General features: G+C 57.0%; 13 protein-coding genes and 2 pseudogenes. 11 read left to right on the top strand and 4 right to left on the bottom strand.

Translation table 11 applies throughout. From position 1 onward, the window contains the following. Positions 1-28 precede the first annotated feature (28 nt). The gene (locus tag MUG96_RS23500) at positions 29-1,705 is read right to left on the bottom strand and encodes a transposase (RefSeq protein ID WP_246989537.1); all 1,677 of its coding nucleotides are present in this window, start codon (positions 1,703-1,705) and stop codon (positions 29-31) included. Between the two features lie 129 nt (positions 1,706-1,834). Then, positions 1,835-2,545, bottom strand: coding sequence for a hypothetical protein (locus MUG96_RS23495; RefSeq protein WP_246989536.1), 711 nt, complete (start codon positions 2,543-2,545; stop codon positions 1,835-1,837). Between the two features lie 243 nt (positions 2,546-2,788). Here MUG96_RS23495 and MUG96_RS23490 point away from each other — a divergent pair, with 243 nt between their 5' ends. The 4 genes from MUG96_RS23490 to MUG96_RS23475 are packed head-to-tail and all read left to right on the top strand — an operon-like array spanning position 2,789 to position 4,812. Beyond that, positions 2,789-3,124 carry a hypothetical protein gene (locus tag MUG96_RS23490; RefSeq protein WP_246989535.1) on the top strand — a complete coding sequence of 112 codons (336 nt, stop codon included), beginning with the start codon at positions 2,789-2,791 and terminating at the stop codon, positions 3,122-3,124. A gap of 5 nt (positions 3,125-3,129) precedes the next feature. Then, complete coding sequence (locus tag MUG96_RS23485; protein ID WP_246989534.1) at positions 3,130-3,999, top strand: FAD:protein FMN transferase; 870 nt, start codon at positions 3,130-3,132, stop codon at positions 3,997-3,999. After that, positions 3,983-4,270, top strand: a complete 288-nt coding sequence (locus MUG96_RS23480) for a thrombospondin type 3 repeat-containing protein (RefSeq protein WP_246989533.1) — start codon at positions 3,983-3,985, stop codon at positions 4,268-4,270. The genes MUG96_RS23485 and MUG96_RS23480 overlap by 17 nt, the downstream gene beginning before the upstream one ends. Further along, positions 4,270-4,812, top strand: a complete 543-nt coding sequence (locus MUG96_RS23475; RefSeq protein ID WP_246989532.1) for a DUF8596 domain-containing protein — start codon at positions 4,270-4,272, stop codon at positions 4,810-4,812. Before MUG96_RS23480 ends, MUG96_RS23475 begins: the two co-directional genes overlap by 1 nt. Here MUG96_RS23475 and MUG96_RS23470 read toward each other — a convergent pair. Then, the gene (locus tag MUG96_RS23470) at positions 4,809-5,330 is read right to left on the bottom strand and encodes a winged helix-turn-helix transcriptional regulator (protein WP_246989531.1); all 522 of its coding nucleotides are present in this window, start codon (positions 5,328-5,330) and stop codon (positions 4,809-4,811) included. The two genes, MUG96_RS23475 and MUG96_RS23470, sit on opposite strands and share 4 nt — an antisense overlap. 3 nt (positions 5,331-5,333) lie before the next feature. Beyond that, positions 5,334-5,621 (bottom strand): hypothetical protein, encoded by a 288-nt coding sequence (locus MUG96_RS23465; protein WP_246989530.1) that lies wholly within the window; start codon positions 5,619-5,621, stop codon positions 5,334-5,336. Between the two features lie 216 nt (positions 5,622-5,837). On the opposite strand from MUG96_RS23465, the pseudogene MUG96_RS23460 reads away from it, so the two are divergent. From MUG96_RS23460 to MUG96_RS23430, 7 genes and pseudogenes are all read left to right on the top strand, one after another. Beyond that, positions 5,838-6,264 (top strand): annotated as a pseudogene (locus MUG96_RS23460) (universal stress protein). 120 nt (positions 6,265-6,384) lie between these two features. Beyond that, positions 6,385-7,788, top strand: a pseudogene (locus MUG96_RS23455) (heavy metal translocating P-type ATPase); the annotation flags it as partial. A gap of 68 nt (positions 7,789-7,856) precedes the next feature. Further along, positions 7,857-8,150 (top strand): hypothetical protein, encoded by a 294-nt coding sequence (locus MUG96_RS23450; RefSeq protein ID WP_246989529.1) that lies wholly within the window; start codon positions 7,857-7,859, stop codon positions 8,148-8,150. Next, on the top strand, positions 8,143-8,595 hold the full coding sequence (locus MUG96_RS23445; RefSeq protein WP_246989528.1) for a halocyanin domain-containing protein: 453 nt from the start codon (positions 8,143-8,145) through the stop codon (positions 8,593-8,595). Before MUG96_RS23450 ends, MUG96_RS23445 begins: the two co-directional genes overlap by 8 nt. Positions 8,596-8,836: 241 nt before the next feature. Further along, entirely contained in the window at positions 8,837-11,326 is a 2,490-nt protein-coding gene (locus tag MUG96_RS23440) for a PAS domain S-box protein (protein WP_246989527.1), read from the top strand. A gap of 197 nt (positions 11,327-11,523) precedes the next feature. Next, the gene (locus MUG96_RS23435; RefSeq protein ID WP_246989526.1) at positions 11,524-13,677 is read left to right on the top strand and encodes a PAS domain S-box protein; all 2,154 of its coding nucleotides are present in this window, start codon (positions 11,524-11,526) and stop codon (positions 13,675-13,677) included. A 38-nt stretch (positions 13,678-13,715) separates the two neighbouring features. Next, on the top strand, positions 13,716-14,801 hold the full coding sequence (locus MUG96_RS23430; protein WP_246989525.1) for a two-component system sensor histidine kinase NtrB: 1,086 nt from the start codon (positions 13,716-13,718) through the stop codon (positions 14,799-14,801). The last annotated feature ends 52 nt before the right edge of the window (positions 14,802-14,853 follow it).

The following is a 14,853-nucleotide window of genomic DNA, read 5'->3' as shown; positions in this document are numbered from 1 at the left end:
GGCACGCTAACCCGAACAGAGTTCCTAACTACCCGATTCCAGTTTCCTTCTTCAGCAGCGTCAGCGTGTTGTCCGCTGTAATCACCGGTGAGTGCTCATACTCGCCAGTCAACTCGGCTTGGACGAGTAGATCGACAGCCCGCCAGATTGAGTAGAGGAGACAAGCGAATGCGAAGTAAAAGAACCGGAGCCCGAAATCTTTCGAGGTCGTCGCAGCCATGAACCGCTTAATCGATTTGTACCCGCTCTCGATCTCCCAGCGGTGGCCGTACTCCGTAAGGTGTCCGCTCCCCCGATTCGTCATAAACACTGAGTACTGCCGGTGATCATCGTGCTCAGTGTTCTCTTTCCGGCGGTAGATCAGCGTCGTCTCGTGCCATTCGTTCTTGCCCAGATGGAGTTTACGGTCGGTCTCATATCGATCCCGGCCTCGTTGGAGCAACCGCTTGGCTTGGGCTTTCTCGCTGGTCTGCATCCGCTTCGGTACAACGTACGAGAGCCCGCGCTGGCTAATCATATCCAGGACGTGCTGGCTATCGAACTCCCGGTCCATGAGTACGTTATCGACGTGAACGAGGTCCTCGGCAGAGTCCAGCAAGTCCTCGACGATTTCAAGTCGGGTTTCCCCCTTTCGGACGGGGCGCGCGTCCAGCACGATTGGGACGGCGTTGCCGACCAACTGGACCGTCGCCCACTGGTAGGCGTATTCGTCGGTCTTCTCCTTCGTCCCGATGATCTCGTCCTCGTAGCCGGTGCGGTCGCCCGTGAAGGGATCAGCTTCAGTAATGTCGATTGCAACAATCCCAGCTCGGAAGAACTGCTCTGTCTCCGAAACTTCGTTCAGAAGCCTTCCGATGGCCTGTCGGTACATCTCTCGGGTCTCCGCAATTGAGAGGTCACGAACTTGCTCGCGATGGGCGTGCCCTAACGGTGTCCGCTCACGAGGCGATTCGTAGGTGAAGCTACGAGCACCCTCATTGGCCGCGAGGCGCTCGCGAAGTCCGAGATACGTCTGTAAGTCCCAGTAGGCGTTCTCGTGAATCTCACAGCCCTCGCCACGGCTCAGCGAGAATGCCGGGAAGACAACGCGGCTGATGTGGTCGCTGATCTTCGCTGCCTGTTCCAAAATAGTCTGATCGTCCGGATTGGTCTCTCCGGACTCGTCGTCGTAATACTGGAGCTCCCGTTCCGGGTCACGGGGAACTGTAACTCCTGCCTTCTGTGCGTTGATGAGAACCGTCCGCGCCGTTCTCTCGACTGTCTCACGTAGGTCGGCATTGAAGCGGCTGTTCCAACTGCGCCAGAGCGTCGACTGATCGGGAACGGATTCGAACCCGAGCGAGCCACGGGTTTCTGAGTGTTGCCGGAGATAGTCGACAAGCGCTGTTTCGTGGTTCCAACCGTACACTTCTTTCAGCAAGAAAACCCTGAAGAGTTGTGGCATCTCGTACCGAGTTGGACCGGAGTACTGGTCGTGTGGGTCGAAAACCACGTAGGAAAGGGGATACTGACAGACGAACGCCTCAACAGAGTCGTGGGAGTGGTGGTTGAACCAAGCTCCAGAGACGGTGCGAATATCTTCGGAGAGTGCTGTCAGGGAACTCCGATCGTACAGTGAGGTTGAGTCGTATGCTGGCCAATCAACGTGTGGACGCTGAGCTATTTGTCGAAAAACATCACGGCGGGAGGTGTTACTTGAGATCACTGGAACACCCTAAATCTGACTCGTGTACGGATTCATCTCCATTGGAAGGTGTTCGGTACTGTCCGAAACGGACCAATCCAAACCTGGCCTTCATGCTCTGCTTTTAGGCTGAATCGACACCACAGAGAGTCAGTCACCGATTGCCGTGATGATGTGGAGAACGAGGACGATTGCAGTGACGACAGTCAGCAAGACGTGCACTCGTCGCCATCGTGAAAAGAGGGTCTCTTTGGTGACGGTCAGCAGACGACCGACGACTGATGGCGTCTCATCTCCTCGTCCAAGGCGAACGACGTGTCGATGCAGATATCGACCGTACAGGCCACTCATCACCTCTACACCAAGTAATACAGCAACCGCGAGACCGAGACCTTCCCACTCTTCGACAGCAATGAAGTGCGGCAGCGTTAGTCCCGTCCCGAGGAGAACGATCCACTGGTGTGTTTGTAACTGATATCGACGGAAGCGAACCGGCAGTAATCGCTTTCGCTTTGCCAGACTGTACCCAAGGACACCGACGACAAGAAAGACAACACCGGCTTCGACCACACCGATGTACGGGGCTTCACTCACTTCACCACCAAGGCCCCACCAGTCTCCGATCAGACTAGCGCCTGTCTCGTCTTCTCCCGAATCTTCTGCATCTTCACCCTCCTCTTCGTCACCGTTCAACCCATTCACGTCCGCATCGGGAGATAGCGATTGTTCTGTTGAGTCGAGACTTTTTACGACTTTATTTTCACCATTTGCTGGCGATGCTCCCACTTGAACAGTGATGATTCCACTAACGACCAGAAGTAGTACAACGACCAGACATGCTCGCCGCAAGTGATGCTGCATAGAAACACGTAGATACGTCTCGGAAAAGTTCGTTCGCGTCCAATCATCGAATTGGATTGCAATCTCTGATCTGTGAGTCTAAACTGAGATCGCTCCATCTCGAATGGATTCGATAGCTGTACGAAGATTCGATAGTTGGACGCGAACGGCTTACTAAGCCTGTCTCCACCGTCTGTTTGCAATGGCAGAACGCAACGACCGATACGTCGAGGGTAGCGATTCCACAATGGGGTGTAGCTAATTATGCGCATCCCAGTCCCCAATAACAAACTCGTCGCTTTCACGCTGGCAGGTGCCCTTCTCACCGCAGTCGTGGCCGGTGGCCTTGCGTTGCCCGGCATTGGTCTCGGGCAGGTTGGCGAGCAATCTGACTCGCCTGGACCGTCTGCGTCGGACGCGTCACAGCAGGCTGCTTCCGATGCCCCGACACCCAACCAAGATTTCACGCCAGCAGTCCAAACGCAATCCGGCTACGAAGACGAGGAACACGAGGAGTATGAAGAACATGAGGACGAGGAAGAGCACGAGGAAGAATACGACGATGAAGGCGGGGACGAAGAACACGAAGAGGACGAGTGACCGAAATGATGGGATCGCTCGCATCGATCACCGAACGGCTCGGCGGCACTCGCCGCGAGTTCGACTGTTGTGATACCGTGTTTCGGGTTCACGCGACGGGCTTCCGGGCCGACACCGCGGTGACTGCAGCACGAAACACGGCCGAGTCACTCGAAGCTCAGCTGAACGCCTTCGACGAGGCGAGTGCCGTCAGCCAGCTCAACCGCGACGGGGAGGTCACGAATGAACACGTCGCCCGTATCGTCCGACGTGGACTCGAATATAACGATCGAACTGAGGGAGTGTTTAATGTCAATCAGGGTCGCGTTGAACAAGAACTCAAGACGTTCCTGCGTGGTGACAGTAACACGCTACCCACAGACTTCGATACTGGGACTGTCCGTGTCAGCGGATCTCAGGTCAGTACCGATGTCGAACTCGACCTCAATGGTCTCGCAAAAGGGTACATCGTCGACCGGGCTAGCGAGGCACTCGCAGGTCTCGGTAGACGGGGGTTTGTCAGCGGTGGGGGAGACATGTCCCCGCCGACCGGCCCGGTGGCCATCGAAAGCCCGTACGGCGACGACACAGCGCTGAAGATTCTGGACACGGATTGGTCCGTCGCAACGTCTGGGGGATACCGACGCTCGCGAAACGGCACGGATCACATCTACGACGCAACCACCGAGTCGCTCGGCTCGCGTCACGAGTCCGTTACCATCGTCGCGCGTCGCGACTGTATGGAGGCCGATGCCCTGGCGACGACGCTCGCCGCACTTCCCCTCGACGAAGCACGTGAAGTAGCCGCCGAGTGGGACGGACTGGAGGCGCTGATCATTCACGACGGTGTCTTTCACACGACAGAGAGGTTCGATACACATGTCATGGACGCATAAGCAGCGAATTACCGTCGTCGCCATCGTCGTGCTGGTCGTGGCCGTTCCGGCCCTCTGGCAAATCGGCGACGTGCGTGCCGCCCAGGCGACTGAAAAAGCACAGAGCGACCTCGTCGAACAGACCGTTTCGGAGAGACAGGCACCGGCAGATTACGACGGGGATGGCATCAACGACTCCGCCGACAAGTGTCCGACCCGCTCGGAATCAGTGAACGGGTTTCAAGACTCGGACGGCTGCCCCGATGTCGTCGAGACGACGGGGGCATCGTAATGTCACAACTCGTCTGGCTTCTCGACCGCGGTGCCGCACTCGTCACGTATCCGCTGCTGTACTTGGCCGTCCTAACGGGCGTTCTCTACAACACGGAGTCGTTCGGCGTACTCCACGAGGCCGCCCAACGCATACACATCGAACTATCCGTGTTCGCGATGATCGTCACGTTGCTCCACGCGGGGCTCGGCGTCCTCGACGCGTGGTTCGTCATAACCGGACAGGTTCCGGCACCAGCATACTCGATGCCGTACTTCCTCGGCGGGGTCGCCGTCGGTGCTGGTGCGCTGCTCATGCTCATCGTCGCGGTGCTGGGCTTTACCGACGCGAAACGCTTCGAGCGGCCGTGGGGCCCACGCGTCGTCCACTCGTTCGCGTACACCGGATTCGCCTTCGGGACGATTCACGCGGCAGCGATCGGGACTGATCTGGCGGGACTCGTCCGTCCCCTGCTGGGCCCCTCGGTGGCGTTTCTCGTGTACGTGCTCCTGTTACGCCTGCTGGTGCTTCGAGGGATACCCTCGAACACGACCCCGAGCTAATAGGTGTCCCAGAGGCCCAGAATCCGGTCGACAACTTTGTCGGTGAACGAGCGCCGGTGAACCGTGTAGAGGTATTTGACCCGGTCAGGATCGCTGACCTCGTAAACAACGCTCCGGCCGTCGCGGTCTTTCGTGACGAGGTCGGCCTCGGCGAGCTTCGACAGATGCCACGAGACGGTCGATTGCGCCTTGTCCACGCGGTCGCTGAGCTCGGTTGTCGAGAGCGGGCCGTCTGTGAGGAGGTGTGCGAGGATGCGGCGACTGTACTCCCTCCGCAGCGCGTTCATCACTTCCCGATCGGCTTCGTCGAACTCGGCGGCGGGGTAGTACCGCGTGTACTTGCCGTCGTCCGAGACGTCGATCAGGCCCTCGTCACCGAGCCAGCGGAGGTGATACTGGAGCGTTCCCTGCGCGTACTCGAGGTCGCCGAGGAGCGCGCGAAAGTGAACGCCCGGCGTGTCGGCTATCCGCTGGTAGATCGCCCGCCGAGAGTCCAGTTCGAGGTCCGGTTCCGACATTGCTCAGTCCCGCGTGAGAGCGACGAAGAACGCCAGGAGGCCCCCGAGAATCAGGATTGCACTCGCGTGTTCGAGCAATTCGAGCGTCGCGTACGGGATATACGGGAGCAGCGGGTACTCGAGAAACACGATGAGCCCGTAGACGGCGAACATCGCGTACCCGAGTGTGACAATTCGCATCCGACTATCACGTTCCCGTCGCCACGCCAGAAAACTGAGTACACTCAGACCTGTAGCGAGGACGAAGATGCCGAGACTGACGTACTGTTCGAGGAGTTGAGCGAGGGTCATAACTTCAGGCGATGAATGCGTCCGATGTGAACTACTCGGCGGTCGATACAACCAAACCGAGGGCAGTGGTTGTCAAAACGATTGGCGTTCAACCGTCGAATCCGGACGAGTGATGTTCCCCAACCCGACGCTTCTGAAGATTCTCCCCTCACGAATCTTTGTCGCACTATCCACGGAGCAGTACGTTCATTTCAATTCGTAACAAATCCCCACTCCATGCCTGTCAACGTTCTCGTCGCCGTCGACGGCTCCCCGCTTTCAGAGCGTGCGCTCACATACGCTATCGAGACGTTTCCGGACGCGTCCATCTCCTCGATTTACGTTATCAACCCTATCGACTCAGTTATCGACGTGGAGGCTGGCGGCCTACCAGTCGCGGAAGGCTGGTATGAGAATGCGAAAGAAAAAGCAACCAGAATCCACACGATGGCCACTGACCTGGCGGCAGAATGGGATACCGAACTCGTTACCGTCACGGAAGTCGGCAACGGCGCGAGAAATCCTGGAATACGCTGAAGATCACGATATTGACCAAATCGTCATGGGCAGCCACGGGCGGGCAGGAATCGACCGTGCGCTCCTCGGGAGCGTTGCCGAGACAGTCGCCCGCCGAGCACGGATTCCGGTGACGATCATCAGCTGAATCATTCGAGCAAGACGGACGGGAGCCACCGTGTGGCCGCCCCGCGTCGTATCCAGTCAGACCGAGACACAATGACAGACCCACAATGCAAAATCAATACACAGTGTATGGAGAGATGGCGTGACCGTTGCTGAATCACCCCCGCTATCGACGTGTACCGTCCAGATCGAACGGCGGGGTGGTCGTGGCGAAGCGGGGGCGCGAGCACTCGAACGACACCTTCGAGATGCACCCGGCGTTCACGACGTTGAGGTCTCGTTTCGAACGGGGAGCGTTCGGATCACCTACGACGAGAGCGTCACCTCCGAGGAGACGCTCAGACAGGCAGTCCGTGAGCGTGACGTCTCGATCCAGAACGAGCCCGACATGACACCTGACGAAATGACCTCTCGCTCGGAACTCAGACGGGAGGAAATATTCGTCGGTCTGACACTGATCGGAATGGTGACCGGCCTCCTGACGGGATGGCTCGACGGTCCGCCACTCCTGATGTGGGCGGGGTACGGCGTTGCGTACGCCTTCGGCGGCTGGTACGGGCTCAAGGGGGCCATCGAGACGCTTCGCCACCACGCGGTCGATATCGACCTGTTGATGATCGTCGCCGCGCTCGGCGCACTCTCGATCGGGGCCCCGTTCGAAGGAGCGATGCTCCTCTTCCTGTTCTCGCTATCGAACACGCTCCAACACTACGCGATTGGCCGCTCGCGTCGGGCGATCAAGTCGCTCGTCGAGATGCGGCCGGACGAAGCGCAGGTCCTGCGCGACGGCAAGGAGGTCACGGTTCCCATCGACGAGGTCGCCGTCGGTGACGTGTTCGTCGTCCGTCCGGGGGACAAAATTCCACTCGACGGCGTGGTCACGTCCGGCGAGGGCACGGTCGATCAGGCCTCGCTCACCGGCGAGTCCGTTCCCGTCCCGAAGGAACCCGGTGACGACGTGTTCGGCGGGACGATCAACGAGAGCGGGAGCCTCGAAATCGAGGTCACTCGGCAGGCCCACGAATCAGCGATCAGCCGCCTCATCACCATGGTCGAAGACGCCCAGAGCGAGAAGGCCCCGACACAGCGGCTCATCGACCGCCTCGAACAGCCATACGTCCTCGGTGTGTTCGCGCTCACAATCGCGGCTATCGGGATTCCGCTCGCGCTCGGAAGTGAGTTCACCAGCACGTTCTACCGCGCAATGACCCTGATGGTCGCCGCTTCGCCGTGTGCAGTCATCATCTCGACACCAGCGGCAGTCCTCTCAGCAATCGCCTCCGGCGGCAGGCAGGGCGTCCTGTTCAAGGGCGGCGAACACGTCGAGACGGCGGCGAATATCGACGCGGTCGCGTTCGACAAGACGGGAACGCTCACGCGAGGCGATACGCAGCTGACCGACGTATTCGTCCGCGACGGGACGGCGGAGCAGACACTGACCGAGGACGCGCTCCTCTCGCTCGCGGCCGCAGTGCAGGCCCGCTCGGAGCACCACCTCGCTCGTGCGACCGTGGCGGCAGCAGACGAACCGTCTTCGCCCAGACCGACTCGAGTTCGCTCGGCACGTTCACGGCGCTGTTCTCCCCGCTAGGGAGCGGCTACTTCGTCTCCGTGATGGGCGTCTACGCCCTCGCTGTCGCCGGCCTCTCGCTCGGCCTCTATCGCGCCGGGATGGCCCACCGCATCGCGGCTGGTCTCGGGACGCTCGTCGGCGTCGTCACCGCCGTCTGGATGCTCGCCACGCTCGTCGCGATCTTCCCCGAACCGATTACGGGAGTTACCATCGCCCTCACCGTCCTCGAGTGGGCAGTCGTCATCCCGCTCGGCGTCTCGCTGTACCGCCGCAGCGGGCAGACGATGGGCGCGACGGACGCGTCGTCCGAGACGCCCCACAGCGCGGATGACTGACGGGCACGAACTATCCCGACGTGGGTTCCTCGCGAGTGCTGTCACCGTCGGCGTGACGGTGCTCGCCGGCTGTGCCGGGACGCACGCCGGGGCGAACGCGAACGGCGGTGAGCCGTTCGACCGCTGGCTGTCGAACACAGAGAGCTACGACCGCATCTACGACCGGACCGGCCAGTCGAGCGTGACTGTCGCCGTCGGCGGTTCGGACGGGATGTCCTTCGAACCCGCGGCCGTCCGTGTAGATGCCGGGACGACCATCGGCTGGGAATGGACGGGCGGCGGCGCGGCGCACAACGTCAAAGCCAAAGACGGCTCCTTCGAGAGCGATTATCACACCGAGGCGGGCGCAACGTTCAGACAGGTCTTCGACGCACCGGGGACGACGAAGTACTTCTGCGTCCCCCACGAGTACGCGGGGATGAAAGGCGTCGTGGTCGTCGAATGAATGGTTCGTCTACCGTGAAACTGTGGGCTCATACAACGCAAACTCATCTGTTTTGTATTCTGTTTTGTATTGGAGAGACCTCGTGGCGAGTGCAAGATATAGTCCGGAGTGCAGCACTTAATTTGTATTCGCAAGCCCCCATATATTCGAAACGTCGCCTTTTTGAGGTTTGTGAACATAGCGAATTTGACTAGGTGCCAGTATAATGGATACAACACGTGACTCAATCCGGATCCTTCATGTGGATGATGAACCGGATTTCGCTGAGTTGGCTGGCACGTTTCTACAACGAGAAGACGAGCGCTTCAAGGTCGAAACCGCAACAAGTGCCGACCGAGGGCTAGACCACCTCGCAAATACCCACGTCGATTGCATTGTCTCGGATTACGATATGCCGGGGGTGAACGGACTGGAGTTTCTCAAAACAGTCCGTGAGAACCATCCAGATCTCCCGTTCATCTTGTTTACCGGAAAGGGCAGCGAAGAGATCGCCAGTGAAGCCATTTCCGCGGGAGTGACCGACTATCTCCAGAAAGGGAGTGGGACGGAACAGTACACCCTCTTGGCGAACAGAATTCGTAACGTCACCGAAAAATGGCGGGCCCAGCGAGAGGCCGAGCAAACACGTTCACGACTTGAAGCAATCACTTCTCACTCGCCAGACGCCATCCTCACAATCGATTCACAGAGCACGATCACGTTTGCCAACGCTGCAGTCGAGGACCTCTTCGGTTATACACCCGGCAGTCTCGTCGATAAGTCACTAACAGAACTGATACCGCCACGGTATCGTGACAATCACCTCGATGGATTCCAGCGGTATCTCGAAACTGATGAGCGAACTATGGACTGGCAAGCAATCGAGTTCACGGCCCAACACCACGATGGGCACGAAATCCCGATCTCAATATCGTTTGGGGAGTTCCAAGAAGACGGAGAGCGTCGTTTTGTCGGGATAATTCGCAATATCTCCGAACGCGTACGGATGGAAGAACAACTCCAGGAACGTGAACGCCGCTTCGAACAGATGGCTGAAAATATTCAGGAAGTCGTCTGGATGAGCGATCCTGAGAAAGAGGAGATCTTCTATGTGAATCCTGCCTTTGCAACCATCTGGGGGCAATCACCAGAGGAACTTTACGAGGATCCGACAGCATTCTTCGACGCAATCCATCCAGATGATCGGGACCGGGTAAAAAATGCGCTGCCCACGCAACGAGAAGGGCGGTACGATGAGGAGTATCGAATCGTTCGCCCGGACGGAACGGTCCGATGGGTGTGGGATCGAGCGGTACCGGTCGAAAATGATGCTGGCGAGGTGTATCGAATCATCGGCATCGCTTCAGATATTACTGAACAAAAGGAACGTGAACGGGAATCAGAGCGGCTGCAGGATATGTTTGAGGCGACAGAACGGATTGCGGATGTCGGCGGGTGGGAGATCGATACCGAGACACAGGACGTGTTCTGGTCCGATCACTTGTTCAGGATGCTTGGTCGAGAAGCCGATCAAGCGCCCCCACTGGAGCAAGCGCTGGATGTCTATGTCAAAGAAGACCGGCCGGCTGTCGAACGTGCCGTCGAAGAAGCACTAGCGAGAGGAGAGTCATTCGACGTAGAGGCACGGTTTGAACGATCTGATGGTGAAATCAGGTGGTTTCAGATCTTGGGTGAGCCGACTCTCGACGGTGGCGATGTCGTGACCCTACGAGGTGCAGTTCAGGACATCACCGATCACAAACAGCGTGAGCGGGAACTTGAGCAGGCCAGAGCAGAGTACGAGGAACTCTTCAACGGGATGAATGATACGGCCTGGGTCATCGATTCTGATGGCGAATTTCTGGCAGTGAACGATGCTGCAGTAGAACAGACTGGCTATGCGAGAGACGAACTGCTGTCGATGAGGCCTCACGATATTGATGCAGAGCTTGATGAGGGTAAAATCACGATGCTTATCGACGATATGCCGGATGACGAAGTGCAGGTCTTCGAGACTGTTCACGAAACGAAAGACGGTGAAGAGATACCTGTTGAGATCTGCTCGACGTTGATCACCTACCACGGTGAGCAGGCGATTTTGAGTATCGGTCGGGACATCTCCAACCGAAAGCAGCGCGAAAAACAGTTAGATGAATTCGCATCGGTAGTGAGTCACGATCTGCGAAATCCACTGGGTGTCGCAGAGGGGCACGTAGAACTTGCTCAAGAAACGTGTGACAGTGAGCACCTCAGTAAGGTTGCAGATGCACACGATCGGATGGAGGTCTTGATCGAGGACCTACTCACGTTAGCCCGCGAAGGGAACAGCATCGGTGAGGTGGAGTCGATCGATCTTGTACCATTCGTGAGGGAGTGCTGGCAAACCGTCGATACTGCTGAAGCGAGGCTCGTTCTTGAGACTTCACACCACATTAAGGCTGATCGGACTCGGCTCAAGCAACTCTTTGAGAACTTCATCCGAAACGCGATCGAGCACGGTGGGAGCGATGTGACTATCACCATCGGTGAGGTTGAGGACGGCTTCTTTATTGAGGACGATGGCACTGGAATCGCTCCAGAGAACAGAACTGATGTGTTTGATATTGGCTATTCTACCACGCATAACGGGACTGGATTTGGCTTGAGCATCGTCGAACAGATCGCCGAAGCACACGGATGGAACATTACAGTCACCGAGGGTGCTGAGGGTGGGGCACGATTCGAGATTACCGGGGTGGAACTCACTGAGTGATGGGCCTGTCCTCAATATTCAGGGAGTTGTAGCGTTGTTGGATTCACATATGGGACGGTCCAACGTGACAGCCCAGCCTACGCTTGTTGTGCAGTCTGATGGATGTATGAACTTCCTGACCTCGAAATTGCACTGTGGCTCACCAACAAGAGCGACATAATAATGTATCTATACGGACTCACACGAGTCAACATATGGTGGTTGATTCCGATTCATTCTCTCTTCTAGCAATCGGGAACGTAGACTTTCAGGAAGAATTGAGTGACGAACTCGCCTCTCCGAAGCGTCCTTCACCCGTCCAGGCCGTCTCTAAAGCGTCCGAGGCGCTTGCTCGACTCAATACCCATACACAAGAGATCGACTGTGTACTTTGCGTCCACGAGCCACCAGATGTAGATGGGCTGGCTGTACTCGACGCGATCCGCAAGGACTTTCCTGAACTTCCAGTCGTCATCTATGCCACCCAATCGGACGAATCGTTCGCAAGAGAGATTCTTGCTCGGGATCATGCAGGATACGTTGCCCGTGACCCAGACGCGTCAGATAGAGCGCTCATGGTCGCAGAAACTCTGCGTTCGACGCTCTTGCAACACCGACAAGCAGACCACAAGGGAGATCTCAGGAAGTGGACTGAAACCGTTGATAGCGTGCTCACTGACGCGACGTGGCAGTGGGATCCAACGACAGATACTCTCACGATCAGCCCGAGATTTGCCGAATCGTTCGGCGTCGAGAGCGATGGTCAACTTCGTTCGGCAGACTGGTGGATCGATCGTGTCCACCCGAAAGATAGACCAAAGAACCGCGAACTCAAAGCGGCTATCGAGAATGGCGAACTGAGGGATTTCGAGCGTTTCTACCGTTTTCGCCAGGGAGATGGAACCTACTCGTACGTGCTCTCCCGTGGCCAGGTTACGACCGACAGCGATGGCAATCCCCACGTGGTCGGTATTCTGATCAAACTCGAAAGCCAGATAGAATACCTGGCACGCTTCCACGAACTGGTCGAATACTCCGTCGACACGATGTCTATTGTCCAGCCTGACGGCACGGTGAACTACATCAGTCCGTCTGTCGAGCAGATCTCCGGGAAAGACGCGGACGCAGTGATCGGCGAGAACATCCTTGACTACGTCCATCCGGACGACCAGGGCATCGTCAGGGAGACGTTCGAGGGTCTCGTTGATGGCTCGAAACAGGTCGCGGGTCCGATCGAATATCGAATTAGAGATGGGATGGGTGGGTGGATATGGGTCGAGTCGGTCGCTAGGGCTCCAATCGAGGACCTTCATATCGATGGATTTCTCGTCAACACGCGGGACATCACCGAGCGAAAAGAGCATGAGCAGGAGCTCAGACGCTTCCGTCTCCTCGTCGAGCAGGCTGGAACGGCCATCTATATCACCGACGATGAGGGCATCATCGACTACGTCAATCCCGCATACGAGGAGATAACTGGCTATACGGCCGAGGAAGCAATTGGAGAGACACCATCGCTTCTCAATTCGGGAGAACAGGATTCGGACTACTACCAACGGCTCTGGGATACCGTCTCCAGTGGTGAGGTCTGGAAAGAGCTGATCGTCAATCGGAGAAAATCCGGCGAGCGGTATACGGCCGTGCAAACGATTGCTCCGATTCAGTCATCTCGTGACGGGATCACTGGATACGTCGCAATCCAGAACGACATCACCGAGCGGGAATTGAACAGACAGCGACTGGAAGTCCTCAACCGAGTGCTTCGACACAATCTCCGAAACGAACTCAATGTCATCGAGGGTCATGTTGGATTACTCGCTGAGGCTGCCAAAGACGACCACGACGTTCAATCCTCAGTCGATAGTGTCTCGAAGACTGTAGACCAGTTAGTGTCCGAGAGCGAGAAAGCCCGTGAAATCCAGGACATACTCCAACAAGAACTGTATGCGGACGAGTCAGTCCGTGACGTGATCGCCACCCTCAAAGGGGTAGCAAGAACGTTCGCTGACGCTCGGGTTGTCTTCGAACCCGTCGAGGGGGAAGACGAGACCGTCCCTGCAATCATGCAGCGTGCCCTCACGGAGTTACTGGAGAACGCAATCATACACAATGACCGAGAGCCAGATGTCTCCGTCTCAGTGCAGCCGACGGGGGATGGCGACATGGAATTCAAAATCGAAGATAACGGCCCTGGACTGCCCGAGATGGAACAACATGTCCTCGAAGATGGACACGAGGAGCAACTCGCCCACAGCCAGGGGTTGGGTCTGTGGATTGCATACTGGCTCGTCCAGATCAGCGGTGGGAGCATCGAATTCGAGGAAAACAATCCGAGAGGAACCATCTTCTCCGTCCTTGTTCCATGCAACTAATCAGGTTTCATATTGAGCAATCCCATTACTAAGAGATAATGAGTGAGAGTAGCGAGCCACTCAGTGGCATTACGGACGACCCCGAACTGCAGATTCGATTGTTCAAACAGGCAGTCGAACAGACTGCACACGCGGTCTATATCACCGACACTGATGGTCACATCGAGTACGTGAACCCGGCATTTGAGACGATCACTGGCTATAGCGCCGAGGAAGTACAGGGCCGCAATCCAAGCCTACTCCAAGCCGATGAACACAGCGAGGAGTGGTACGAAAACCTCTGGGAGACCATACTGAATGGTGACCAATGGCAAGAGGAGATGATCGACGAGACAAAAGACGGAGAGCGAATCGTTCTGGAGCAAACGATCTCCCCAATCACAGGTGAGGATGGAGAAATAAAGAAATTCGTTGCGGTCGCCCAGGACATCACGATACGCAAAAAACAGCAAGCACGACTCGAAGAGCAACGTGACGACCTTGAGCTGTTGAACCAGGTTCTCCGACACGACATCAGAAATCATCTCCAGCTGGTCTCGGCGTATGCCGATATGTTAGATGAGTATCTCGACGAAGAGGGCCACGAGTACCTGACGAAGGTGAAAGAGGGGGCAGAGAACGCGGTCGCGCTCACCACGGTAGCGAAGGATATGGCGGAAGTGATGCTCCGGCAAACCAACGAGCATCGCCCTGTTGCGCTTGCTCCCGTGCTGAATCAGGAAATCGAAGAACTCCGGTCAGAGCATGACAACGCCACCATCCGCGTCGAAGGCACAATTCCAGAGGTCGAAGTCTCGGCCAATTCGCTGCTTGAATCAGTCTTTCGGAACTTACTCACGAACGCCATCCAGCACAATGACAAACCAGTGCCGGAGCTTACTGTGTCAGTAGCAGAAGACTCCGAATCAGTCACGATACGAATCGCCGATAATGGGCCTGGAGTGCCAGATGGACAGAAAGACGCGATCTTCGGACGAGGTGAGAAAGGCCTGGATAGTCCGGGCTCAGGGATCGGGTTATACCTAGTCGAGACACTCGTCGAGAGCTACGATGGAGAGGTCTGGGTCGAGGACCACGATCCGGAAGGGGCTGTGTTCGTCGTCAAACTTCCGCGTGTATTGTGATTTTTGAGGATCAATACCATATATAATTGATAGTTGATCAATCTATTTGGTG

The sequence above is a fragment of the Halorientalis marina genome (genome assembly GCF_023028345.1).
Classification (GTDB): Archaea; Halobacteriota; Halobacteria; order Halobacteriales; family Haloarculaceae; genus Halorientalis; species Halorientalis marina.
Note: the sequence above shows the minus strand (reverse complement) of the source record. Positions and strands in the feature narration are given on the sequence as shown.

What these genes read in the sequence shown, in the direction of transcription:
- MUG96_RS23495 (WP_246989536.1), bottom strand. Translation starts at nt 2,545, where the DNA reads ATGCAGCATCACTTGCGGCGAGCATGTCTGGTCGTTGTACTACTTCTG.
- MUG96_RS23490 (WP_246989535.1), top strand. Translation starts at nt 2,789, where the DNA reads ATGCGCATCCCAGTCCCCAATAACAAACTCGTCGCTTTCACGCTGGCA.
- MUG96_RS23485 (WP_246989534.1), top strand. Translation starts at nt 3,130, where the DNA reads ATGATGGGATCGCTCGCATCGATCACCGAACGGCTCGGCGGCACTCGC.
- MUG96_RS23480 (WP_246989533.1), top strand. Translation starts at nt 3,983, where the DNA reads ATGTCATGGACGCATAAGCAGCGAATTACCGTCGTCGCCATCGTCGTG.
- MUG96_RS23475 (WP_246989532.1), top strand. Translation starts at nt 4,270, where the DNA reads ATGTCACAACTCGTCTGGCTTCTCGACCGCGGTGCCGCACTCGTCACG.
- MUG96_RS23470 (WP_246989531.1), bottom strand. Translation starts at nt 5,330, where the DNA reads ATGTCGGAACCGGACCTCGAACTGGACTCTCGGCGGGCGATCTACCAG.
- MUG96_RS23465 (WP_246989530.1), bottom strand. Translation starts at nt 5,621, where the DNA reads ATGACCCTCGCTCAACTCCTCGAACAGTACGTCAGTCTCGGCATCTTC.
- MUG96_RS23450 (WP_246989529.1), top strand. Translation starts at nt 7,857, where the DNA reads ATGGGCGTCTACGCCCTCGCTGTCGCCGGCCTCTCGCTCGGCCTCTAT.
- MUG96_RS23445 (WP_246989528.1), top strand. Translation starts at nt 8,143, where the DNA reads ATGACTGACGGGCACGAACTATCCCGACGTGGGTTCCTCGCGAGTGCT.
- MUG96_RS23430 (WP_246989525.1), top strand. Translation starts at nt 13,716, where the DNA reads ATGAGTGAGAGTAGCGAGCCACTCAGTGGCATTACGGACGACCCCGAA.